A 23,795-nucleotide genomic window follows, 5' to 3' on the forward strand; every position below is an offset into this window, starting at 1 on the left:
TGCTAATCGTGCTTCACCTTTGCGAGCGCCAGTTAATATAAGCAGCTGCACGATCAGATATATGTATGGGTGACGACTGGCGCGGGCTGCTTTGAGCAGCTGCTCGATCTCCTCTTCACTTAGAAAACGCTGTGTGTAGTCACCGACAGTGAGCTTCTTTAAGTTATGCTGGTACGGGTTCTGCGCTTCAACATGGCCCCAGTGCCGAGCCAAGTTCAGCATGCGGTTCATCAAGTGAATGTGCTTGTTGATGGTGCTGCGCTGGTACCCGGCTAACAGCTGCTCACGCACCCAAACGTCAAGAACAGGGTTCGTGAGGTCACGCATCAAGTAGCGACCCAAGCTTGGTCGCATGTGCTTGTTGTACACACTCCAGTCGTGATGCGTCAGGCGTTTTGTGGCTTGGGCATGGGGAAAGTAGTGATCATCGAAGAACTGGTTTACCGTGATCTGCTTGTCAACGCTACTGTGCTTAGGCTCAGTGCTGTTACTGCGCTTGAAGAACGGCATCATGTAAGGCTCCATGCTGTGATCAACTAATGCATACTGTCTGATCTGTGCATGGATGAGTGGGAAAGTGGTCTGCGCTGTCGTTGCGTGTGCTCGTCGAGTGTGGTCCAGCGTATGATTGCAGTCGTCTCTTCGCAACGACTGCTCTGATCGCGACCGCAAGTGTTGCAGCAGCAGACGTTCGTATCAGCGGTTACGGCCGTTTTGGTCTGGACTGGAATGAAGCAAACGGCCTTGTAGGTGGTCCGGGTACGGCAGCTTCTGCCATGGGCGAAACGTCCATCACCAGCCGTCTGCGTCTGCAGTTCGACATGTCGACCGAAACAGACGGTGGCGTGACATTCGGTGCACGTTTCCGCGCACAAGCTGAAAGCCGCGACAACGTCGCCGGTGGCGCAGTATTCAACGGTGCACGCTTCTTCGCATCGTTCGGCGGTTTCACTGTTGGTGTGGGTAACATCATCGGCGCTCTCGAAGGCATGTCCGGTCTGTACCTCGAAACACGCACTGCTGACATCGGCATCGACGGCGCAGGCTTCCAATCGGTCGTTGCCAACATGGCCGGCAACAGCTTTGACTGGGATGCGTACTCTTCGGCAGGCACAGGCGTGAACGGTCTGGAAGTCATCTACTCCGCAGGTAACTTTGGCGTTCATGTGTCGTACTCCGACGCAACCACTCGCGGCATCGCGGTGGGCACTCCTCCAGGACCTGATGTTGCTGGCAGAGGCCCGCAAGAAACCAACACAGCCATCAGCGCGTTCTACACGTTCGGTGACTGGACAGTTGCACTGGGTCACAATGATGAATCCGGCCTGCCTGCAAACACAGACAACGACATTACAGTCTTCACTGTTGCTGGCGATCTGGGCTTCATGGGTGTGCGTCTGGCATATGCCACGATGGACAACACAGCAGCTGTTGGCGGCGACTCAAACAAACTGGGTCTCTACGGCACGTTTGACATTGGTGCAGCAACCTCGGCGGTTGTGTTCGTGACCAGCGAAGACAGCCCCGGCCTGGCAACAGATGGCACAGGCTACGGCTTTAACGTGTCGCATGACCTGGGTGGCGGTGTTTCGATCGAAGCTGGTTACATTGAAGCTTCCAACGACAACAGCACGTTCCAAGCTGGTGTGTGGTTCAGCTTCTAAGCTGAACGACGCAACTGCGTGAATTTGGGCGGGTCTTCGGACCCGCCCTTTTCTTTTGCATCGGTTTAATGGCATGACTGGCGCGTATCAGATGAGGGCCCCATGTCGCTGACCGATATCCAATCCCGTATCCACGCCGCAGAAGGTGCCGCAGGCCGCCCGGTGGGCGACACAACGCTTATTGCGGTTTCAAAGATGCAGCCCGATGAGAGGGTTGCAGAGGTTCTTGAGCAGGGCCATCGCGTGTTCGGCGAAAACCGGGTGCAGGAGGCGGCTAGCAAATGGCCCGGTTTCCGTGAGCGATTTGACGGCATCAAGCTGCATATCATCGGCCCGCTGCAGACCAACAAGGCCCGCCAGGCGATGGAACTGGCCGATGTGATCCACACGCTGGACCGCTCCAAACTTGCCAATGCCCTTGCGCGCCTTGCCCAGGAGATGGGCCAGTGCCCCGATCTGTTCATTCAGGTCAACACCGGGGAAGAGCCTCAAAAGGCCGGAATACTGCCAGCAGACACCGATGCCTTCGTGGCCGAGTGCCGCGCGCTGGATCTGCCGGTTCTGGGGTTGATGTGCATCCCCCCTGTCGACGAAGAACCGGCGCTGCATTTCGCGCTATTGGCCAAGCTGGCCAGCCGCACCGGCCTTACAGGCCTGTCCATGGGTATGAGCGGTGATTTCGAAACAGCAATTTCCCTGGGAGCCACGCATGTTCGCGTCGGCTCGGCGATTTTCGGATCCCGCGAGACCTGATCGCCCGCAAGGGCTGGCCGGAACGCACCTTTGTCGCACGATCATGCCTTTCAGCTTGGAAAGAAGCAGGGCACCAAGTGTCAACGGCCATTTGGCGCGTTCACGTACAAATGCGCCTGACCGCCGGACGGCACATATGCTTGCCAGTGGATGATCGCAGCCACTGCCATGCGAAACCGCCCTGATTGATCAGGTCACGATCAGTCGGGTGCCAAAGGTGATCCGTGGCGCGATCCAATGCAGGTGATCGCGTCTCAGCCCGATGCAGCCCTCGGTCGGATAACCGGGCCTGCGCCATTGATGAATAAAGATTGCCGACCCGCGCCCGCGCACCGCACTGGGCCAGTTCCAGTCTGTCAGGATCACCAGATCATACAGCGGATCTGCCCGGCGCAGGATTTCGTGACTGTAGGGATGGGGCGCACGCACCATGAGGTTGTAATCCGGGTCGGTCACATCATCCGACCACAGATCCGGCGGTCCGATCGGCACGGCCCAATCCGCAGGTCGCGCCAGACGGTCAGGGCGATACAACATGCCGACCAGCCCATGACACCCCCGGGGCGTGGCCCCGTCGCCCTCGCGTTTGCGCGATGAAAGCCCGCCGCGCCCAATGGTGCAGGGGAATGTGCGCCCCAGGAAACGCAGGCCCGAAGGGGTCAGCACCATATCCATGGCCCGTTTTTGCGCCGGCAGCCGGTTCACAGCATATGCCCGGATTTTGCCGCCTTGGTCGCAAGGTAGCCGCGATTGTGAGCCGTTTCGCCGACTTTCAGCGGCACGCGCGCGGTGACCTTGATACCGTTGCGCTCCATGATGTCGATCTTGGCGGGGTTGTTCGTCAGCAGCTGGACAGCGCAAAAGCCCATTTTCTTCAGGATATCCGAGCCAAGCCGGAAATCCCGCTCATCATCCTCAAAGCCCAGCCGGTGATTGGCCTGGACCGTATCAAACCCCTGATCTTGCAGGGAATATGCACGCATCTTGTTCGCCAGCCCAATTCCGCGCCCCTCCTGGTTGAGGTACAGCAGCACGCCAGCGCCCTCTTGTCCCATCTGGGCGAGAGCGGCGCGCAGTTGCGGCCCGCAATCGCATTTGAGCGAACCCATCAGGTCGCCGGTGAAACAGGCCGAATGCAGCCGCGTCAGGACGGGCTGGCCACGATCCGGGCGACCGATTTCGATGGCATAGTGCTCTTCGCCGCCATCTTCAGGGCGGAAGACATGCAAACGCCCGGCCTCGGACACCTCCATCGGCAGGCGCGCGCTGATGATCTCATGCAGCGGGCTGTTCGCGGTCAAATACCCTTCTGCCTCGGTTGATTCGATGCGGGTCAGCCCGTTTTCAGCCGCAAAGGCGGCACCATCATTGATCTGGGTGATCACCGCAGCGGGTAACAGCCGCGCTGACTTGACCAGCCCAAGCGCCAACCTGTGCAGCGCGGCGCTGCCCTCGCGCACCGTCTGCAATGGACCCTTCATCGGAGCATTGAGATCATCCGCAGGGTCTGCCACCGACAGGAACCAGCGCAGATCGGCATCCGACGGAGGCACGATCCGGGCCAGATCCCCGTCATAAGCACGGGCTTTCAGCGTTTCGGCGCGTCGTGCGGTGATCGCCAGCACTGTCCCGGCCCCCAACGCGCGCATCTGTGCCAGGCGCTCGCCCGAGAGCGTTTCCGCCGCAGCAGCCAGAACCGCGCCGCTGCTCACGGACAGAACAACCGGCAGACCCATGCGCAGATCACCCCGCGCGCGGGCCAGAAGTTCGGTGGTATCCGGTGTCAGGCGCATGCCGGTTCTTTCTGTTGTGTCCCGCGTCCCTTAGGCTTTTTTGCAGAAACATGAAACATTTGCCATGTCCCAAACACGTCAGCGTGAAACAGTTGCAGCAAATCTTGCCGAAAGAGGATGGCGGCTTCATCTCAGTTACAGCCAACACGGAGGACCATGATATGGCCCAACTCAAGAAAATACTGCTTGTCGATGATGATGAAGATCTGCGCGAGGCACTCAGCGAACAGCTGGTCATGACCGAGGATTTCGATGTCTTCGAGGCGGGCAATGGTGCCGATGCCATGGTCCGTGCCAAAGAGGCGATCTATGATCTGGTGATCCTGGACGTGGGTTTGCCGGATACCGACGGGCGCGAACTGTGCCGCCTGATGCGCAAGCAGGGTGTGAAATCACCCATCCTGATGCTGACCGGTCATGACAGCGACTCCGACACCATTCTGGGTCTGGATGCCGGTGCCAATGACTATGTGACCAAGCCGTTCAAGTTCCCCGTTCTTCTGGCCCGCATCCGCGCGCAACTGCGCCAGCATGAGCAATCCGAAGACGCGGTCTTCACGCTTGGGCCCTATACGTTCAAGCCATCGATGAAGATGCTGATCACGGAAGACGACAAGAAGATCCGTCTGACCGAGAAAGAAACCAATATTCTGAAATTCCTCTATCGTTCCAACGACGGTGTGGTGCAGCGCGATGTCCTGCTGCACGAAGTCTGGGGTTATAATGCGGGGGTGACGACACATACGCTTGAGACGCATATTTACCGGCTTCGTCAGAAAATCGAACCAGATCCGTCAAATGCGCGCCTTCTTGTTACCGAATCAGGCGGTTATCGTCTGGTTGCGTAAATGATCCCGCCGCAGGCCCGGGTTATGGCCTGCAACCTCCCTGTTGGACTGACCCGAGCCTTGCGCTCGGGTCTTTTTTTTGGCCTCGGCCCCGCCGCCGCTTATGCCGGACGTGTCACTCACGAACATATTCAAGCATGAAAAGCCAGGACGGACCGGATGGCGACGCAAAATTTGACCCAGATCAAAGTCACACTTTCTTTGCATCTTTAGGGATAACGTATCCCGTGCATGTCCGGGGACCGACATGCATACCTCCCTGTTGGACTTGGCCGGACTTAGTGTCCGGCCTTTTTTTGACGCTACGGCGTGGGTTTTCACGCCTCAGCGGGCGCGCCATGGTGCAGGCCTTGTCAGCAGGGAAGGAGACGCCCGTGAAACGCGTCATTTATCGTGAGTTTGGACATCCCGCAAAAGTTCTGGAACTGATCGAAGAGGACAGCGTCGCGCTGGAGCCCGGTCAGGCGCGCATTGAGGTGCTGCGTTCGCCGATCAATCCATCTGATTACATCCAGGTTGCCGGGGACTACGGTGTGCGCCCGCCACTGCCTGCGACTGCGGGCAATGAAGGTATTGGGCGCGTCAGCGAAGTGAACGGCGAGGGGATCAAGGTTGGCCAACTGGTGCTGCTGCCCATTGGCGATGGTGCCTGGCGCACGGAAATCGTCGGCCAGATCAGCCACCTGGTCCCCATGCCCGAAGGCGATCTGGATCAGCTTTCGATGCTGATGGTCAATCCTGCAACGGCGCATCTGCTTCTGAGCGAATTCGTGCATCTGAAGGAAGGTGACTGGATCATCCAGTCGGCCGCGAATTCAGCGGTTGGCACCTATGTGGTGCAACTGGCCAAAGCCAGGGGGATCAATGTCTGCTGCGTGGTGCGTCGTGAAAGTGCCGCGCCAGCCCTGGAAGAGATCGGCGCTTCTGCGGTGCTGGTCGATGGTCCGGACCTTGCCAAAGAGGTGCGCCAGAAGACCGGGGCCAAGATGAAACTTGCCCTGGATGCGGTGGCTGGCGAGACCTTCGGGCGCTTGGCCGAGACATTGGAAGAGGGCGGTGTCCTTGTGAATTATGGCGCTATGTCGATGCAACCCGCCCAGATCTCTGCAGGGTCGATGATCTTCCGCGATATCACCATCAAGGGGTTCTGGCTGGTGCACTGGTTCTCAAAGGCCAGCAAGGCAGAGCGCATGCAGGTTTATGCGTCGCTGACCCAGGCTGTGGCGCAGGGCACGCTGTTTGCGCTCATCGACAAGGTGTTTGCCCTTGAGGACATCACCGAGGCCGTGAGCTATACCATGGCGGGCGAACGCACCGGCAAAGTGTTGCTGGCACCCAACGGCATCTGATCGCCCATGGCATCCTGCGGCGCGTCTCGATAGGGTGCGCCGCAAATCAGCCAAGGAATCCCCGATGCCCTTTACTCTTGCTACCTGGAACATCAATTCGGTTCGGCTACGCGAAGCACTGGTGTGCAAGCTTCTGAGCGAAGAGACACCCGATGTGCTCTGCCTGCAGGAGTGCAAATCCCCGGTCGACAAGATCCCCCTGGATGCATTTCATGCGCTTGGATACACCCAATTGGTGGCGCGTGGCCAAAAGGGTTACAACGGCGTCGCCATCCTGTCCAAACTGCCCATCAAGGACGCGGGAAGTCGGGATTTCGCCTCACTGGGCCATGCCCGGCATGTCGCCGGGCAGCTTGAGAACGGGGTGACAATCCACAATTTCTATGTGCCTGCGGGCGGTGACATCCCGGATCGTGAACAGAACGACAAATTTGGCCAGAAGCTCGATTTCCTGACCGAGATGCGCGATGTGTTTCATGCCGAGACACCGCAGAAATCGATCCTGGTCGGCGATCTCAACATCGCCCCGCGCGAGGATGACGTGTGGAACCACAAGCAGCTTTTGAAAATCGTCAGCCATACACCAGTCGAGGTCGAACACCTGGGCGCAACGCAGGATGCAGGTGGCTGGGTTGATATCACGCGACAGGATATTCCCGAGGGGCTTCTTTATAGCTGGTGGTCGTATCGTGCGCGTGACTGGGACGAGGCAGACAAGGGCCGCCGGCTGGATCATATCTGGGCAACCGGCGATATCTCGAACGCAGGTCACTCCAGCCGGGTCTTGCGTAGCGCGCGCGGATGGGACAAACCCAGCGATCACGCGCCGGTTTTCGCCAGTTTCGATCTGTGATTAAAGCCTTTGATTCCGCGCACAAGCACACATATACACTCAAACGCACTCAAGCAGAGGACAGACAAATGATGGATCTGGGACTCTCTACCGCGCCCGCAGAGGGCGATCTGATCAAAGACAGCTCCGAAGCGGAGTTCATGGCCGACGTTGTCGAAGCCTCGAAAACCGTGCCGGTGATCGTTGATTTCTGGGCTCCGTGGTGTGGGCCCTGCAAGACCCTTGGCCCGATGCTCGAAGCGGCGGTGACCGCAGCGAAAGGCGCGGTCCGCATGGTCAAGGTCAACGTGGACCAGGCACAAATGCTGGCAGGACAGTTGCAGATCCAGTCGATCCCGACCGTCTATGCCTTTTATCAGGGCCAGCCGATCGACGGCTTTCAAGGCGCGCAGCCCGGCTCGGAGATTCAGGCTTTCGTCGAACGGGTGATCAAGGCCGCCGGCGGTGAATCGCCCGCCGAAGCGCTGGACGAAGCCGCCCAGGCCGCCGAAGACATGTTGCTTGAGGGTGCAGCGGTCGATGCCGCGCAAACCTTTGCGGCGATCCTTGGCGAAGATCCAAATCACGCGGGCGCATATGGCGGGCTTGTGCGCGCCCATATCGCGCTGAACGATCTCGATCAGGCCGAAGCGATCCTGAATGGTGCACCCGCCGAGATTTCGGGTACGCCCGAACTGGAAGCGGCGCATGCGCAATTGGCACTGGCGCGGCAGGCCGAGAATGCCGGCCCCGTGGCAGAGCTGCAGGCGCAGGTCGACAGCGATCCCGACAACCATCAGGCGCGCTATGATCTGGCCCAGGCGCTTTATGCTTCGGGCAATGGCGAAGCGGCGGTCGATCACCTGCTTGAGATTTTCCGCAGGGACCGCGAATGGAACGACGCAGCGGCCAAGGCGCAGCTGTTCACGATATTCGAGGCGCTCAAGCCGAATGATCCCATCGCATTGAACGGGCGGCGCAAGCTCAGCTCGATGATATTTGCCTGATGCAACGCGCACGCTAGTTCAGGTTCATGATAAAGGCCGCTGACCTGCCACAGACGCTTGCCGTCTTTCCGTTGCCCGGGGCGCTTTTGTTGCCTCGCTCGCGACTGCCGCTTCACATTTTCGAACCGCGCTATCTGCAGATGATAGAAGACGCGCTGAAATCCGGTACGCGCCTGATCGGAATGATCCAGCCCAACCCGATGCGCGGCAAGAAAGACGCGCTGCACCACATCGGCTGCGCCGGAAAGATCACCCAGTTTTCTGAAACCGAGGATGGGCGTTTCCTGATTACCTTGTCGGGTGCATCCCGATTCCGGATCGTGGAAGAGATCACCGGCTTTTCGCCCTATCGGAAATGCAACGTGATCTGGGACGGTTTCGACCGCGATCTGGGCCCCGAGGAAGTGGACAAGGGGTTCAACCGTCACAGTTTGATGCTGCTTCTGGAGCGGTACTTTTCGGCCCGTGGGCTGTCGACGGATTGGGACACGCTGAAAGACGCCGATGATGAGTTGTTGATCAATTCGCTGTCGATGCTTCTGGATTTCAAACCCGAAGACAAACAGGCGCTGCTTGAGGCCCCCTCCCTGACCACGCGCCGCGAAACGCTTGTCACGCTGATCGAATTCGCGCTGCGTGGGGGAAACAGCGAAGAGATGATGCAATGAGCGACGCCGCCGCACGCCTTGATCGGCACATGCTCGAGGCTCTGATCTGTCCGGTCACCCATGCAACGCTGAAATATGACGCCAGCGCGCAGGAACTGATTTCGGAACGTGCGAACCTGGCCTTTCCGATCCGCGATGGCATTCCGGTGATGCTGGTCGACGAGGCCCGCGCGCTGCAGTGAACCTGCTGGGGTCTGGGGGCTTTGCCCCCGTCTCTTCGGGACTCCCCCAGGGTATTTTGTCCAGAAAGAAGCCCGAGATAGGCCTAGATCGGTTTGCCCTGCATGAGGCGGGGCACGTCGCCTGTCAGGCCGGCCGCCTCGCGGATAAAGCTGCGCCGCAAGGAGGGCAGGGCATTGACCACGCCCATGCCGATATCGCGCGCGGCGCGCAGCAGCGGGTTATCATTTGAAAACAGGCGGTTGAACGTGTCTGTGGCCAGTGCCAGCGTGGCGGTGTCGAACCGGCGCCATTGTTGATAGCGTGCCAGAACCTGCTCGGAACCGATGTCTTCGCCGCGACGGGCGGCCCGGGTCAGGGTTTCGGCAAGGGCGGCGACATCGCGCAGACCTGCATTCAGACCCTGACCGGCGATCGGATGAACGCCGTGGGCGGCATCGCCGATCAAGGCAAGACGATCGGCAATGAAGCTGTTGGCCAGGGTCAGCCCCAGCGGATAGGTAAAGCGCTGGCCAGTGAGGGAAATCTCACCCAGGAAGCTGCCAAAGCGGGGGCGGAGCACGTCCAGGTAATCGGCATCGCTCAGAGCATTGATCCGTGCGGCCTCGGTATCTGTTTCCGACCAGACGATGGAGCTGCGATTGCCCGTCAGCGGCAGGATGGCGAGCGGGCCGGGTGGCATGAAGAACTGATGCGCCACGCCATTATGGGGCAGTTCATGGGCCAGGGCGCAAACAAGAGCCGTCTGGCCATAGCCCCATCCGGTGCGTTTGATCCCGGCGCGTTCGGCGGTGGCGCTGCGCCGTCCGTCCGAGCCGATCAGGACGCGGCCCGTCAGGCGCGTTCCGTCCTGCAGGTGCACCGCCACTGCCTGTGTCGAGATATCCTGGGCCACGACGGTCTTGCCGCTCAGATGCGTGATCCGGGGCTCATCGGCCATTGCACCGAGGAAGGCGCGGCGCAGATAGCGGTCCTCGACCATGTATCCCATGGGGCCTTCTTCGATCTCGGCGTGATCGAAATGCATCCAGAACGGGGAGGGGCCTTCGCCTGCGCGCCCATCGGTGACCTTGATCTCGAGCATGGGCTGGGCATTCCCGGCCAGTTCGTCCCACAGTCCCAGGGTTGCCAGCAACCGTTGTGAGCCCAGGGCCAGCGCATAGGAGCGACCATCAAAGCCATCCTCCTTGCGGGTGGCTTCGTTCAGCGCGTCGATGACGGTGACCGAATGGCCGGTCTGGGCCATTGCCAATGCCAGTGCCGGGCCGTTCAATCCGCCGCCTACGATCAGGATGTCGCTGTCATGTGTCATGCCTCGCTATATGGATGTCCGAGCGGGATTGTCCATGTGCGGTCCTGTCGCTACCGTGCCGCGAAATCATATGCAGGAGACGGCGTGATGCAGGACTGGCTTACCATGACAGCAGCGGATTTGGGTCGCGGCATCGCCGCGGGAGAGATCGATCCGGTCGCTCTGACCCGGACCTATCTGGATGCGATTGATGCCCATGCCGAGACCGGCCGGATCTATGCCCGCGTCACCCATGACCGCGCCCTGGCCGAGGCCGAGGCCGCCGCGCAGCGTGCCCGCTCGGGGCGCAGGCTGTCTGCGCTGGATGGTGTGCCGATCAGTTGGAAGGATCTGTTTGATACCGCAGGCGTGGCGACCGAATCCGGCTCGGCCCTCTTGAAGGGTCGCATTCCGGATCGCGATTGCGTGGTCTTGCGCAATGCCACTGCCATGGGGCTGATCTGCCTGGGCAAAACCCATATGAGCGAACTGGCGTTCTCGGGTCTGGGTCTGAACCCGATCACCGCCACCTCGCCCAATGTCAATGATGCGGGGGCGGCTCCGGGTGGATCGTCTTCCGGGGCGGCGGCCTCGGTCGCGTTCGATCTGGCACCGGCGGGCATCGGGTCGGATACAGGCGGATCGGTCCGCATTCCGGCCGCCTGGAACGATCTGGTGGGTCTGAAGACCACATCGGGGCGTCTGACCCTGGAAGGTGTTGTGCCGCTCTGTCTGAAATTCGACACCATCGGCCCCTTGTGCCGCTCTGTCGAGGATGCGGCGCTTCTGCTTGGGGCGATGGAAGGCACCCCGGGGCCTGATCTGCGCGGCGCGAGCCTCAAGGGGCGGCGTCTGGCAACCCTTCAGACCTGTGTTCTGGATGATATCCGCGATGTGCCGCGGGCGGCCTACGAGGGGGCTGTCGAGCGGTTGCAGGCTGCAGGTGCCAGTGTCGAACCGCTGGAGTTTCCCGACCTGAACGAGGCCATGGCGCTGGCAGCGGTGTTGTTCACCGTCGAAGCATACGGGCTTTGGAGGGATGTGATCGAAGCAAATCCCGATGTGATGTTCGACCAGATCCTTGAGAGGTTCCGTCTTGGGAAATCCGTACCGGGCCACGAATATGTGTCGGCCTGGGCCCGCATTGACGCGATACGGGCCAAATGGGATGCGGCCACAGCCGGTTTTGACGCGGTTCTTTGCCCCACCGCTCCGATCCTGCCGCCCAATATCGAACGCTTGCACAGCGATCATGACTATTTCGTAACCGAGAACCTTATGGCGCTGCGCAATACGCGCGTGGGCAACCTGATGGGATTATGCGCGCTGACGCTGCCGACAGGCGTTGCCTCTTGCGGGATCATGCTGATGGGGGCACCGAACATGGAAGAGGCGCTTTTGCGCATCGGCTCTGCCGCCGAGGCCGCTCTGGCTTAAATGCCACAAATGCCCGGCCTTGCTCCGCTTTTTGTGGACGGAGCGCACGGCGCGATGTAATTTCAACGCAAACGGGACATGCACGATCCCGGCATTGAGGCAGATACGATGGAGTTCCCCGAGCGGTTTTCGAACCTACCGGCCTATGCGTTCCCGCGTTTGCGCGACCTGTTGGACGTGCATGAACCGGGCGGACCTCCTGTGCATATGACAATCGGAGAGCCCAAGCATGCCTTCCCGGCATGGATTACCGATGAAATCATCGCCAATGCCGCCGGGTTCAACAGCTATCCGCCCAACGAAGGCTCAGCTGCCCTGCGCGGGGCCATCGCCGACTGGGTCGCGCGTCGCTATGGCGTGGCGTTGGATGCGGAAACCGAAGTGATGGTGCTGAACGGGACGCGCGAAGGTCTTTACAACGCGGCCATGGCGCTGTGCCCCGAGACAAAGAACGGCAAGGTGCCGATCATTCTCTGCCCCAACCCGTTTTATCAGGTCTATATGATTGCCGCGATTTCCGTCGGGGCCGAGGCGCGGTTTGTGCCTGCCACTGGCCAATCCGGACATTTGCCGGATTATGCGTCCCTTCCGGCCGATGTTCTCAATCGCACGGCGATTGCCTATATCTGTTCGCCAGCAAACCCGCAGGGGGCCGTTGCGACCAAGACCTATTGGCAGGATCTGATCGCGCTGGCCGAACAATATGATTTCAAGATTTTCGCGGATGAGTGTTATTCTGAGATCTATCGCGATACGCCTCCCACCGGGGCGCTTGAGGTGGCGCGCGAGATGGGCGCTGACCCGGATCGTGTCGTGATTTTCCATTCTCTGTCAAAACGCTCGAACCTTCCAGGCCTGCGCTCGGGATTCATCGCGGGCGGCGCTGAAACCATCCGGCGCACCAAGATGCTGCGTGCCTATGCTGGCACGCCCCTGCCGACGCCGCTTCAGGCCGCGGCCGCCAAGGTCTGGGCGGATGAGGCCCATGTGATCGAAAACCGCCGCCTCTATGGCGAGAAATACGTCATCGCTGACGAAATTCTGGGCAATGTGCCCGGCTACATGAGCCCCGAAGCCGGGTTCTTCCTCTGGCTGCCTGTCGAGGACGGTGAACAGGCCGCGCTGAAGCTGTGGAAAGAAACGGGCGTACGGGTTCTGCCCGGGGCTTACCTGTCACAAGACGCCGGGGGCGAGAACCCGGGCAAAGGATACATCCGAGTCGCCATGGTGGCTCCAAAAGACGAGATGGCACGCGGGCTGATCACCCTGCGTGACTGTCTTTTCGCATAAAGAAAGACCGAGGGACGAGTATGGCATCACTGAATCAACGCAGACGCGACCCACTTCTGGACAGCAACATGCAAGCTGCCATCGAACGGCGCGGAAAAGAGCTGATTGGCCTTGTGCTGATCACTCTGGGTGTCATGGCCGCGTTGATGATCGGTTCCTACACGCCGGATGATCCCAACTGGATGGTCTCGACAGATGCGCCGGTCCAGAACCTGATGGGCCGTCTTGGCGCAGCCATCGCCGCCCCGCTGTTCATGATCATCGGCTGGGGCAGTTGGTCGATCGCGTTGATCCTTGTTGTCTGGGGTGGCCGTCTTGCCCTGCACCGCGGAGAAGAACGCGCCGTGGGCCGTCTGATCTTTGCACCGATTGCCGTGGCGCTGACCTCGATCTATGCGGCGACACTTGTGCCGGGGCAGGACTGGATCAGCGTGCACAGCTTTGGTCTGGGCGGCCTCTTCGGCGAGACCGTGATGGGTGCCTTGCTTACCTTGTTGCCGCTCAGCCCCGTGGTGGGCATCAACATCCTGTCGGCGGTTCTGGCTCTGGCCATGCTGGCGATGGTTGGCTTTGTTCTGGGGTTCACCAAGCCCGAAGTCATGCGCCTTGCGCGCTTCATGATGATTGGCGTGGTGATGATCTATGCCGGTCTGGTGGCCATTCTGGCCACTGCCGCAGGGAAAACCGTCAGCACTGCGCAGACCCTCAATGAACGTCGCACCGAACGCCGCGAGGCAAGGGCCGCCCTTGATCAGTCGCAATATGCCAGCGAACCGAAGGTCCATGCCGAACCGCCCCTCAGGCGCGTGGCACCCCCTGTGATGGCCGGATCTTCAGCCCTCGCCGCCGAGACGATGGTACCCGAACAGCCAACCAAACCGGGTCTTCTGGCATCCCTGATCCGCCGCCCCGAGCCGATGCCCGATCCTGAACTGATCGAGACACCGGCCTATGAGGGCCTCGATGTCGAGGCTCCGGGAGAAGAGCGTATCCGCGCAAAGATCGCCGATGTGATCAAATCCCGCGTGCGTCAGGCACCCGTCCGTGCGCCGGGCCTTGTGGCCGATGCGCCGCTCACCCGTGGTCTGGGCCGTGGACCTGACCCGCTGATCTATCGCGCGCCCGACGCATTGCCGCCCGAGCCGCCGCTGACCGCCGCTGACCGCGCGCCACAGATGCGCGCCGAACCACCCTTGCGCGCAGCGCCCCAACCGATCCCGCAGCCCGAAGCCGAAGCGCAGGCCTTGCCGCTGGAACAACCCGTTGCGCCGTCCCAGGCGATCCCCGTCGCTGAACCGCGCAAGGTCGTGCAGAACCTGCAGCGCAAGGCACCTGCCCCCTCGCGGCGAGCGCAGGCCGAAGCACAGCCCGCCCTGGCCTTTGAAGACACGCATGCCGAATTCGAACTTCCTCCGCTCAACCTGCTGGAAAGCCCGACGCAGATCCAACGCCATCACCTGAGCGACGAGGCCCTCGAAGAAAACGCGCGCATGCTGGAAAGCGTTCTGGATGACTATGGCGTCAAGGGCGAGATCGTCAGCGTCCGTCCCGGTCCCGTGGTGACCATGTACGAGCTTGAGCCCGCTCCGGGCCTCAAGGCCTCGCGCGTTATCGGTCTGGCGGATGATATCGCCCGCTCAATGGCGGCCCTTTCGGCGCGTGTTTCGACCGTGCCGGGACGCAGCGTGATCGGGATCGAATTGCCCAATGAACACCGCGAAAAGGTCGTGCTGCGTGAAATCCTCGCCTCGCGCGATTTTGGCGACAGCAACATGCGCCTGCCGCTGGCGCTGGGCAAGGATATCGGTGGCGATCCGATTGTGGCCAACCTTGCCAAGATGCCCCACCTGCTGATCGCGGGCACCACCGGCTCGGGGAAATCCGTGGCGATCAATACAATGATCCTGTCGCTGCTTTACAAGCTGACACCGCAGGAATGCCGCCTGATCATGATCGACCCCAAGATGCTGGAACTTTCCGTCTATGACGGCATTCCGCATTTGCTCTCGCCCGTTGTGACGGACCCCAAGAAAGCGGTTGTCGCGCTGAAATGGGTCGTGGGCGAAATGGAAGATCGCTATCGCCGGATGTCCAAAATGGGCGTGCGCAACATCGAAGGTCACAATGGCCGGGTTCGCGAAGCGCTGGCCAAGGGCGAGCTGTTCTCGCGCACGGTTCAGACCGGATTTGATGACGAGACCGGCGAACCCGTATTCGAGACCGAAGAGACAGTGCCCGAGGTGCTTCCCTACATCGTCGTCATCGTCGATGAGATGGCTGACCTGATGATGGTTGCGGGCAAGGAAATCGAGGCCTGCATCCAGCGTCTGGCCCAGATGGCGCGGGCAAGCGGAATCCACCTGATCATGGCCACGCAACGCCCGTCGGTCGATGTCATCACCGGCACGATCAAGGCCAACTTCCCCACCCGGATTTCCTTCCAGGTGACCTCCAAGATCGACAGCCGCACCATCCTGGGTGAAATGGGTGCCGAACAGCTGCTGGGCATGGGGGACATGCTTTACATGGCGGGCGGAGCCAAGATCACGCGCTGCCACGGGCCTTTCGTGTCCGATGAAGAAGTCGAAGAGGTCGTCAATCACCTCAAAGGCTTTGGTCCTCCCGCCTATATCGGCGGTGTGGTCGAAGGCCCCGATGAGAGCAAGGAAAACGATATTGATCTGGTTCTTGGGCTTGGCGGCAATACCGACAGCGAAGACGCCCTTTATGACACTGCCGTGCAGATCGTGATCAAGGATCGCAAATGTTCGACTTCGTATATCCAGCGCAAACTGGCGATCGGCTATAACAAGGCCGCGCGTCTGGTTGAGCAGATGGAAGAAGAAGGCCTTGTCTCGCCTGCCAACCATGTGGGCAAGCGCGAGATTCTGGTCCCCGAGCAGTAAGGTTTCGCCCATCGCGCGGATGTGACGCCGCGATGGGTGCAATCGCCCAAAGACATGATTAGATACCCTTCATGAAACGGTACTTGCTCACATCCTGTCTGATCCTCGCAAGCGCGGCCCCGGCCCTGGCCGACAAGCTGCCGCTGTCGGATATCTCGACCTATCTCAACCAGATGCAAACGGCGCAGGCCCCGTTCACGCAGATCAATGATGATGGTTCGCTCTCGACGGGTATGCTTTACATCAAGCGGCCCGGCCGCGTGCGGTTTCAGTATGATCCGCCCGAAGAAGCCGTGGTCGTTGCAGGCGGCGGGGCCGTGGTGATCTTTGATCCGAAATCCAACACGGATCCCGAAACCTATCCGCTTGCGCGCACGCCGCTGTCGATCATTCTGGAGCGCAACGTCGATCTGGATCGGGCCAATATGGTGACCGGCCATGCTTATGACGGCACAGCCACCGTGGTCACGGCGCAGGACCCGGAAAATCCCGAATACGGGAACATCCAGCTGATGTTCACCGCTGATCCGGTTGAGCTCAGGAAATGGGTGATCACCGATGGCGGCGGCGGTCAGACCACCGTCGTGCTCAGGGCGCTGGAAACAGGCGGCGCGATCTCTGATGTGCTGTTCAACACCCAGACGATCGGCGAAAGCCCGGGCCGCTAGGGGCGAGGTCCGTTCAGGACCGCGCCCGCCTGCAGTTTGAAAGCTGGTTTTCATACATGTTGGCGCGGCTCTGCACATTGCTGGATACCCGCAACAGCCAGCTTTTGCTGTTGTAGCTGCCGCGCGCATAGCCTGTACGTCCCTCATGATAGGCCAGATACTGGTTGCGAGCATCCGACAGGGGAATTCCAAGCCGCTCTCTGGTTTCGGCCATGTACCAGCCCATGAAGTCACTGGCATCACGGATGCGGTCGCGCTTGGCACCGCGATTGCCTGTCTCGCGGCGGTATTCGTCCCAGGTTCCATCCAGCGCCTGACTATAGCCGAAGGCCGAGGATTGCCGGCCCATCGGAATGATGCCCAGCGTATAGCGATAGGGCGGGCGCGCATCGCCCACGAACCGGCTTTCGTGATAAATGGTGGCCATCTGAACATGAACCGGCACGCCCCAGCGGCGTTCGGTTGCCCTGAAGGCACGAAGGTATTCGGGGCGCTCACCAACAATACTGCAGGCATTGTCCAGATTGCGCGGGGCCGAGTTATACCCACCCCCACAGGACGCCAGCATCAGTATCAACAGCATTGCGCGAAGGGATCTGCTCATCTGCCTCTCGCGATATCGTTTTTTGTATTTTTTTCCAATTTACACCATTTGTGCCGATTGGGAAATCACTTTTGCCTCAGATCAGCACCGCAAGCAGAAGAGGCAGCGCCAGAACGGATAAAAGCGTCGACGCGACAACCAGACCGGCCACGGAATCTGCATCCGCGCCGTATTTCTCGGCCAGCAGATACGAGGTGACCGCGACCGGCGTCGCCAGCTGCAACACCAGAACCGCAAAGGCGACATCATCCAGCGAAAACTGCAGCCCGATCATCCAGGCCAGCCCGGCGCAGATCACCAGCTTTACCAGCGCCAGGGCCGCGGTTCGACCCATCCCGCTGACATTCAGCCGCGCCACCGCCACACCCAGCGTGATCAGCATCAGCGGAATCGCGATCTGCCCGATCAGCTCAAGCGTATTGGTCAGAAACTGCGGCGTTTCCCACCCTTGCCACAGAAACAGCGCGCCCAGCAGCGTCGCGCCCACAATCGGTTCCTTGAGCACCCGGAGCGGAGACCCACCCCCAACCACCAGCCAGATCCCAAGGGTAAAGGACAGGATCGCCATCACCGCAAACACGACCACAGCATAGCTCAGCCCGATATCGCCAAAGGCGAACAACGCCAGTGGCAGACCCAGGTTGCCGGTGTTTCCGAAAATCAGCGGGGCCGTGAAGGTCTGCATATCCAGCTTCAGCAAACGGACCAGCAAAACCATCGCCACAACAACCGCACCATAGGCCGCCAGCGTTGCCAGCAACAGGTTGGTCAGGGCGGTCGGTTCGATCTCCGATTTCATCAAAGCGGTGAAAATCAGACATGGCACACCCAGCGTCATCGACAACTGCGTGACAAAGCGAATGCGATATTCTGCCCCGACCTTGACCCATATGAACCCGATCGCAGCCAGCAGAAACACCGGCGCGACGATATCCAACACTGTAAAGATAAGGTTCACAGACTGTTTCCCGGAAAAATGACGTCAACCATTGGACATTGGATGCCGTTCCCGGCTAATACCGTTATTCAGGGGCTGCAACACTATGTATACGACGCGCGCAAAATATCACCTTGGACAGATCGTCCGGCACAGAAAACACCCGTTTCGCGGCGTGGTGTTCGATGTCGATCCGCAGTTCTCGAACACCGAAGAATGGTATCAGGCGATTCCCGAGGACAGCCGTCCCAGGAAGGAACAGCCGTTTTATCACCTGCTGGCGGAAAACGACCAATCCTATTACGTCGCCTATGTGTCCGAGCAGAACCTGGTCGCGGATTACTCTGGCGAGCCTGTCGGACATCCTGACATCGAAGACATGTTCGGCCCGCTTGAGGACGGATCCTATCCGCTGCACTTCCAGCTGAACTGACGCGCCGGGAGCGCATGCGCCCCCGGCACCGACTCAATAGCCCAATGCACAGCCATCCTTGCGCGGATCGCTCGCGCCTTCCAGCACGCCGTCCGGACGGATGTGGATCGCCTGAGCACCGCCGATCGGCTTGTCGGGAATGGTGACATCGTGCCCCATATCCGCCAGTTGCTGACGCACGCTGTCGGAATATCCCCGCTCGACCTGCAGCTTTCCGTCATCCGGGAACGAGCGGGGCGCATCCAGAGCGGCCTGCGGATCCATGCCAAAGTCCTTCAGGTTGGTCACGACGCGCGCATGACCATTGGCCTGATACTGACCGCCCATCACACCGAATGGCATGGTGACACGCCCCTGGTCGCGCAGCATCGCCGGAATGATCGTATGCATCGGGCGCTTGCCGCCGATCAATTCGTTGGGGTGGCCTTCTTCCAAGGTGAACCCGGCACCACGGTTGTGAAACAGAATCCCGTGTTTTTCGGATGCGATGCCCGAGCCGAAGCCATGAAAAATCGAATAGATCAATGAGACCGCCATGCGATCCTTGTCCACGACCGAGATATAGATCGTGTCCTTGTGCACCGCTTCGGACAGGGCCGCAGGGCCCGCCATGGCGCGATTGGGATCGATGAGCGCGGCAAGACCGGCCGCCGTTTCAGGCGACAGCAGGTGATCCAGCCGGGTCATGTAATCCGCATCCGACATGAACCGGTTGCGTGCATCATAGGCCAGCTTGGCTGCTTCGGCTTCGATATGGGCGCGCTCGACACCGAATGGCTCCATCCCGGCGATATCGAAATGGCTCAGGATGTTCAGCATCAGGATCGCCGTGGCACCCTGACCGTTGGGCGGATGCTCGACCAGCTCAACCCCCTGATACATGCCGCTCACCGGCGTTGTCGCATCACTGCGCGTGGCGGCGAAATCCTCAAGCGTATGCACCCCGCCATGAGCACGCAGCGTGGCAACCATGTCTTCGGCGATCTCGCCCGTGTAAAACGCATCGCGCCCGTCCTTGGCAACGCGGCGCAGCACTTCGGCCTGCTGGGGCGCGCGGAATATATCGCCCGGCATCGGCACGCGACCCGAAACGAGAAACAGATCGCGCGCATGACCCTGCAAAACGTCAGCATCGCCGGCCCAGTCGAAGGCTACCCGTGCTGCCACCGGGATGCCTTCTTCGGCATAGCGGATGGCCGGGGCCAAAAGCGTATCCAGACCCAGCTTGCCTTCGGTTTCGGACAAGCGGCAGAACGCATCCATCGCGCCCGGAATCGTCACGGCATGGGGCGAATAGGTCGGTATAACCGCCTCTCCGGCCGCACGCAGGCTGGCGGCATGTGCCGCGGCAGGTGCACGTCCCGATCCATTCAGGGCCAGAACCTCATCACTGCCGGCGCGGGAATAAAGAACGAAGCAATCGCCGCCGATTCCCGTCATTTGCGGCTCACAAAGGCCCAGCAGCACGGCACCGGCAATCGCGGCATCCATCGCGTTTCCGCCCCGGTTCAGAATATCGATCGCCGTCGAGGCCGCCAATGGATGGGAAGTGGCGCACATGCCATTCTGAGCCATGACGGCAGAACGACCGGGCAGGTGAAAATCGCGCATAATGTTTCGTGCTCCTTTGGTTCGCGTGACGCGATACTAGAGCGCGTCCCGGCAATTGCCAGCGTGCGAAAGCGTGAAAGAAGCGGGAAGGTTCCTCGACGCCGCGCACTGGGTGGGGGCTGTTAACACACGGCGCCGAGGGAAGCTATATGCAGCTACATGAACGAATATGCTGTTACAGTTGGCCCGCAATTGGGTGTGATCTGGGCATAGTTGTGGCTTTTGGCTTTCTCAGCCCGACTCACAACACAGAAGATCCGCGGGCAAACCGCATCCTCAGGCGGTTTGCGCCTTCACTGCGGCTGTACTCCAGCTGATCGGTCAGGGCATGGATCAGGCCCCAGCCGAATCCCCCTTCCGGCAGATCGTCCCGCCCCACGGCCAGATCCAGAGCGCGCGCCTGCGGAATACGGCAGCCGGGCAGTGCCGCGCCGGGGTCTTGCAGATGCACGATGACATGGGCCGCCTTGATCGTGAGATCAATCCGGATCAGCGCATCGGATATCCCCGCGCAGGCGTGTTCAACGATGTTGTTCAGCGCTTCCGTCACGGCGATCTCGACCGAGCTTTGCAGATCATCTTCCAGCGCGCTTTCGCGCAGCGCGCTGCCCAGTTGCGCCATAAGGCTGCGCACCTCCAGCTCTGATGCCCTGCAAGTGAACTGGTATGTCATTCGCAGATGATCCAACGCCATCTCAGCCTCCGATCCCGGCAGATCTGTCTCAAGAAGGGCGCGGCGCAACCGCCTCCTCCAGCGTGTCGAACAGGCTGAACACCGTATCCATGCGCGTCAGGCGGAACACTTTGCTGACCGTGGGCGTCAAGCCGGCCAGTTCCAGCCTTTGCCCTTCGCGCAGCTGTTTCATCGCGGCCACGATCGCCCCCAGACCGCTGGAGTCGATGAAATCCACCTCTGACAGATCCACGATCACCCGGTCCGGTGCAGACAATGTCATCTGTCGCATGTCCTCCTTGAAGCGGATCGCCATGGCGGCGTCGATCCGATTGGCCAAGACGGTGATGATACGGGCAGTGTCGATGTCAGTGCTTGCAAGGCTCATTGAACGGTCCTAGGTCAAGGGATGTCAGGGCCCCAGGTTAGGCGGCAAGTCTTACCATTCGGTGAGGAACCGGAGGTTGAGGAGGAAGACCATGAAAGACGTTTTGATTGCAGGCGCATCCCGCACGCCGATGGGTGGGTTTCAGGGGGTTTTTGACGGCATGCCCGCCGCCGAGCTTGGTGGCATCGCCATCAGATCCGCGATGCAGGGCGCTGGCCTCACCACCGTGGACGAAGTGCTGATGGGCTGCGTTCTTCCTGCCGGTCAGGGTCAGGCTCCGGCGCGTCAGGCCGGATTTGCCGCGGGCCTTGGCGAAGAGGTGCCGGCCACCACGCTCAACAAGATGTGCGGCTCGGGCATGAAAGCGGCGATGATGGCCTTTGACCAGATCGCGCTGGGTCACGCCGACACGATGATCGCGGGCGGCATGGAAAGCATGACCAACGCCCCCTACATGCTGCCCAAGATGCGCGGCGGGGCCCGTCTTGGCCATGCCGAGGTCAAGGACCACATGTTCCTCGACGGGCTTGAGGATGCCTATGACAAGGGCCGCCTCATGGGCACCTTTGCCGAAGACTGCGCCGAAGCCTTCCAGTTCACCCGCGAAGCGCAGGACGCCTATGCGCTGACCTCGCTTTCCAATGCGCTCGCGGCGCAGGAAAGCGGCGCGTTCGACGCTGAAATCACACCCGTTACCCTGTCCACGCGCAGCGGCGATGTGGTGATCCGCGCCGATGAACAACCCGCCTCGGCGCGCCCCGAAAAGATCCCCCAGCTCAAACCGGCCTTCCGCAAGGACGGAACGGTGACAGCGGCGAACTCCTCTTCGATCTCCGACGGAGCCGCCGCGCTTGTGCTGGCCAGCGCCGAGGCCGCCAGCGCGCAGGGCCTCACCATCCGGGCCCGCATCCTGGGTCACGCCAGCCATGCTCAGGCCCCGGCGCTGTTCCCCACGGCACCTGTCCCGGCGGCGCGCAAACTGCTCGCCCGGCTGGGCTGGAGCACGGACGACGTCGATCTCTGGGAGGTCAACGAAGCCTTCGCAGTCGTGCCCATGGCATTCATGCAGGAAATGGGCCTGCCGCGCGACAAGGTGAACGTCAACGGCGGTGCCTGTGCGCTGGGTCATCCCATTGGCGCGTCCGGTGCACGCATCATGGTCACGCTGCTGAATGCGCTGGAAACCCGCGGCCTGAAACGCGGCATTGCGGCGATCTGCATTGGCGGCGGAGAAGGCACTGCCATCGCGATCGAACGCATCTGACAGCCGCACAGGAAAGACACCACGCCATGGCCGATTATGCGACCCTTGCCAGAACCATCGCTGCGCTGACCGAAGGCGAAAAGGATGCCGTGGCCCTCATGGCGACGATCGCCTGCGAAGTGCACAGCGCCGATGACCGCTTCGACTGGACGGGGTTCTACCGCGTCTATACTCCGGGCGTGCTCAAGATCGGCCCCTATCAGGGCGGCCACGGCTGCCTGACGATTCCTTTTGACAAGGGTGTGTGCGGTGCAGCCGCCCGCACCGGTCAGGTCCAGCTGGTGGCCGATGTCGACGCTTTTCCGGGCCATATCGCCTGTGCGGCCTCCACGCGTTCGGAACTGGTGATCCCGGTGCGCAACGGGCGCGGCTCTCTGCTGGGCGTACTGGATATCGACAGCGATCAGCCAGACGCCTTCACCCAGGAGGATGCAGACCAGCTGCAATCCATCCTGGACAAGGCCTTTGTCTTCGCCCGCTAAAGCCCCAGCCGACGCTCGGTGCGCGGACCCACGATCCCGTCGACGCGCAAGCCGTTGGCGCGCTGGAACATGCGGATCGCGGCTTCGGTGCGCGGCCCATAGATGCCATCCTCCAGAACCGGCCAGCCCGCCGCCGTCAGCGCGCGCTGCACCGCCATCACATCACCACCATAGATCAAAGCTCCGGGTGTCACGCGCAGCAGACGCACCTCCACGCTGCTGTCCGGCGCGCCGGTGATCAGCGACCGGCTTGCGATCACCTGACCGTCGATGGCCGGCTCGGTGGTGTCCGGCACAGCCCGCAACGGCGTGTTGCGACTGATCTGCATCGGTGCCGAAAAGTCTGTCGACCGGGGGGCGGCCTCAGGCTCGGCCTGCGCGACCGGCTGCGGCGTTCCGAACGGGGCGCAATCCTGCGCAGTCACCGGCCGTTCCGGGCCGGTGACGATGCTGGATCTGACACCACGCGTCCCCTCGAACACCCCCTCGATCCTAAAGCGCAGATCCTCCCGGCTCAGATAATCCGACAAGGCCACCGGCAGGGTCTGGTTGGCGGATTTGCGCACCAGCACGTCATAATCGCGCGCCTGGATTTCCTTGCCGGCATAGCCGAACATGCAATGGTTGATCACGATCTTGCCGGGATGCATGCCGTCCTCGTGCTCGGCGCGGCACACCACCAACTGGCCATCATAGCGATCCGATCTGGATTCCTTG

General features: G+C 60.9%; 24 protein-coding genes and 1 pseudogene. 15 read left to right on the forward strand and 10 right to left on the reverse strand.

Features of this window, described 5'->3' with window-relative positions; genetic code table 11:
- Positions 1-513 (reverse strand): annotated as a pseudogene (locus tag WAO69_RS16275) (hypothetical protein); the annotation flags it as partial.
- Between the two features lie 86 nt (positions 514-599).
- On the opposite strand from WAO69_RS16275, the gene WAO69_RS16280 reads away from it, so the two are divergent.
- Together WAO69_RS16280 and WAO69_RS16285 are read left to right on the forward strand one after the other, a co-directional pair.
- Positions 600-1,664: a porin gene (locus WAO69_RS16280; protein ID WP_422181094.1), complete on the forward strand. Its 1,065-nt coding sequence runs from the start codon at positions 600-602 to the stop codon at positions 1,662-1,664.
- 102 nt (positions 1,665-1,766) lie between these two features.
- The gene (locus WAO69_RS16285; RefSeq protein ID WP_422181052.1) at positions 1,767-2,417 is read left to right on the forward strand and encodes a YggS family pyridoxal phosphate-dependent enzyme; all 651 of its coding nucleotides are present in this window, start codon (positions 1,767-1,769) and stop codon (positions 2,415-2,417) included.
- Positions 2,418-2,606: 189 nt separating this feature from the next.
- Here WAO69_RS16285 and WAO69_RS16290 read toward each other — a convergent pair whose 3' ends face one another.
- Together WAO69_RS16290 and ribA are read right to left on the reverse strand one after the other, a co-directional pair.
- Positions 2,607-3,092, reverse strand: a complete 486-nt coding sequence (locus tag WAO69_RS16290; RefSeq protein WP_422181096.1) for a L,D-transpeptidase family protein — start codon at positions 3,090-3,092, stop codon at positions 2,607-2,609.
- A gap of 26 nt (positions 3,093-3,118) precedes the next feature.
- Positions 3,119-4,210 (reverse strand): GTP cyclohydrolase II, encoded by a 1,092-nt coding sequence (gene ribA / locus WAO69_RS16295; RefSeq protein WP_422181054.1) that lies wholly within the window; start codon positions 4,208-4,210, stop codon positions 3,119-3,121.
- Positions 4,211-4,371: 161 nt separating this feature from the next.
- Between ribA and WAO69_RS16300 the strand changes: the two genes are divergently transcribed.
- From WAO69_RS16300 to WAO69_RS16325, 6 genes are all read left to right on the forward strand, one after another.
- Positions 4,372-5,058: a response regulator transcription factor gene (locus tag WAO69_RS16300; protein ID WP_422181056.1), complete on the forward strand. Its 687-nt coding sequence runs from the start codon at positions 4,372-4,374 to the stop codon at positions 5,056-5,058.
- A 374-nt stretch (positions 5,059-5,432) separates the two neighbouring features.
- The gene (locus WAO69_RS16305; protein WP_422181058.1) at positions 5,433-6,407 is read left to right on the forward strand and encodes a zinc-dependent alcohol dehydrogenase family protein; all 975 of its coding nucleotides are present in this window, start codon (positions 5,433-5,435) and stop codon (positions 6,405-6,407) included.
- Between the two features lie 64 nt (positions 6,408-6,471).
- Entirely contained in the window at positions 6,472-7,260 is a 789-nt protein-coding gene (locus WAO69_RS16310) for an exodeoxyribonuclease III (RefSeq protein ID WP_422181060.1), read from the forward strand.
- 68 nt (positions 7,261-7,328) lie between these two features.
- On the forward strand, positions 7,329-8,246 hold the full coding sequence (locus tag WAO69_RS16315) for a tetratricopeptide repeat protein (protein WP_422181062.1): 918 nt from the start codon (positions 7,329-7,331) through the stop codon (positions 8,244-8,246).
- 26 nt (positions 8,247-8,272) lie between these two features.
- A complete protein-coding gene (locus tag WAO69_RS16320) occupies positions 8,273-8,914 on the forward strand; it encodes an LON peptidase substrate-binding domain-containing protein (protein ID WP_422181064.1) in 642 nt (213 codons plus the stop codon).
- Positions 8,911-9,096 (forward strand): Trm112 family protein, encoded by a 186-nt coding sequence (locus tag WAO69_RS16325; RefSeq protein ID WP_422181066.1) that lies wholly within the window; start codon positions 8,911-8,913, stop codon positions 9,094-9,096. The genes WAO69_RS16320 and WAO69_RS16325 overlap by 4 nt, the downstream gene beginning before the upstream one ends.
- A gap of 83 nt (positions 9,097-9,179) precedes the next feature.
- On the opposite strand, the gene WAO69_RS16330 is transcribed toward WAO69_RS16325, so the two are convergent.
- Complete coding sequence (locus WAO69_RS16330; RefSeq protein ID WP_422181068.1) at positions 9,180-10,406, reverse strand: FAD-dependent monooxygenase; 1,227 nt, start codon at positions 10,404-10,406, stop codon at positions 9,180-9,182.
- Positions 10,407-10,493: 87 nt separating this feature from the next.
- On the opposite strand from WAO69_RS16330, the gene WAO69_RS16335 reads away from it, so the two are divergent.
- The 4 genes from WAO69_RS16335 (at position 10,494) to WAO69_RS16350 (ending at position 16,686) form a co-directional block, all read left to right on the forward strand.
- On the forward strand, positions 10,494-11,822 hold the full coding sequence (locus WAO69_RS16335) for an amidase (protein ID WP_422181070.1): 1,329 nt from the start codon (positions 10,494-10,496) through the stop codon (positions 11,820-11,822).
- Positions 11,823-11,930: 108 nt separating this feature from the next.
- Positions 11,931-13,112 carry an aminotransferase class I/II-fold pyridoxal phosphate-dependent enzyme gene (locus WAO69_RS16340; RefSeq protein ID WP_422181098.1) on the forward strand — a complete coding sequence of 394 codons (1,182 nt, stop codon included), beginning with the start codon at positions 11,931-11,933 and terminating at the stop codon, positions 13,110-13,112.
- A 20-nt stretch (positions 13,113-13,132) separates the two neighbouring features.
- On the forward strand, positions 13,133-16,018 hold the full coding sequence (locus WAO69_RS16345) for a DNA translocase FtsK 4TM domain-containing protein (RefSeq protein WP_422181072.1): 2,886 nt from the start codon (positions 13,133-13,135) through the stop codon (positions 16,016-16,018).
- Positions 16,019-16,089: 71 nt separating this feature from the next.
- Positions 16,090-16,686 (forward strand): LolA family protein, encoded by a 597-nt coding sequence (locus WAO69_RS16350; RefSeq protein ID WP_422181074.1) that lies wholly within the window; start codon positions 16,090-16,092, stop codon positions 16,684-16,686.
- A gap of 13 nt (positions 16,687-16,699) precedes the next feature.
- Here the strand turns inward: WAO69_RS16350 and WAO69_RS16355 are convergent, their stop codons facing one another.
- Positions 16,700-17,290 carry a lytic transglycosylase gene (locus WAO69_RS16355; RefSeq protein WP_422181076.1) on the reverse strand — a complete coding sequence of 197 codons (591 nt, stop codon included), beginning with the start codon at positions 17,288-17,290 and terminating at the stop codon, positions 16,700-16,702.
- A gap of 76 nt (positions 17,291-17,366) precedes the next feature.
- On the reverse strand, positions 17,367-18,248 hold the full coding sequence (locus WAO69_RS16360; protein ID WP_422181078.1) for an AEC family transporter: 882 nt from the start codon (positions 18,246-18,248) through the stop codon (positions 17,367-17,369).
- A gap of 85 nt (positions 18,249-18,333) precedes the next feature.
- Here WAO69_RS16360 and hspQ point away from each other — a divergent pair, with 85 nt between their 5' ends.
- Positions 18,334-18,660, forward strand: a complete 327-nt coding sequence (gene hspQ / locus WAO69_RS16365; protein WP_422181080.1) for a heat shock protein HspQ — start codon at positions 18,334-18,336, stop codon at positions 18,658-18,660.
- A gap of 33 nt (positions 18,661-18,693) precedes the next feature.
- Here the strand turns inward: hspQ and WAO69_RS16370 are convergent, their stop codons facing one another.
- From WAO69_RS16370 to WAO69_RS16380, 3 genes are all read right to left on the reverse strand, one after another.
- Positions 18,694-20,271, reverse strand: a complete 1,578-nt coding sequence (locus WAO69_RS16370; protein WP_422181082.1) for a gamma-glutamyltransferase family protein — start codon at positions 20,269-20,271, stop codon at positions 18,694-18,696.
- Positions 20,272-20,512: 241 nt separating this feature from the next.
- The gene (locus tag WAO69_RS16375) at positions 20,513-20,944 is read right to left on the reverse strand and encodes an ATP-binding protein (RefSeq protein WP_422181084.1); all 432 of its coding nucleotides are present in this window, start codon (positions 20,942-20,944) and stop codon (positions 20,513-20,515) included.
- Positions 20,945-20,993: 49 nt separating this feature from the next.
- Complete coding sequence (locus WAO69_RS16380; protein WP_422181086.1) at positions 20,994-21,332, reverse strand: STAS domain-containing protein; 339 nt, start codon at positions 21,330-21,332, stop codon at positions 20,994-20,996.
- A gap of 91 nt (positions 21,333-21,423) precedes the next feature.
- Here WAO69_RS16380 and WAO69_RS16385 point away from each other — a divergent pair, with 91 nt between their 5' ends.
- Both WAO69_RS16385 and WAO69_RS16390 read left to right on the forward strand, forming a co-directional pair.
- Positions 21,424-22,596, forward strand: a complete 1,173-nt coding sequence (locus tag WAO69_RS16385; RefSeq protein WP_422181088.1) for a thiolase family protein — start codon at positions 21,424-21,426, stop codon at positions 22,594-22,596.
- A gap of 26 nt (positions 22,597-22,622) precedes the next feature.
- Entirely contained in the window at positions 22,623-23,078 is a 456-nt protein-coding gene (locus WAO69_RS16390) for a GAF domain-containing protein (protein WP_422181090.1), read from the forward strand.
- On the opposite strand, the gene WAO69_RS16395 is transcribed toward WAO69_RS16390, so the two are convergent.
- Positions 23,075-23,795: DM9 repeat-containing protein (locus WAO69_RS16395; protein WP_422181092.1), on the reverse strand; the 721-nt coding region annotated here is incomplete at its 5' end. The two genes, WAO69_RS16390 and WAO69_RS16395, sit on opposite strands and share 4 nt — an antisense overlap.

The sequence above is a fragment of the Aestuariivita sp. genome, from assembly GCF_049276915.1.
GTDB lineage: Bacteria > Pseudomonadota > Alphaproteobacteria > Rhodobacterales > Rhodobacteraceae > Aestuariivita.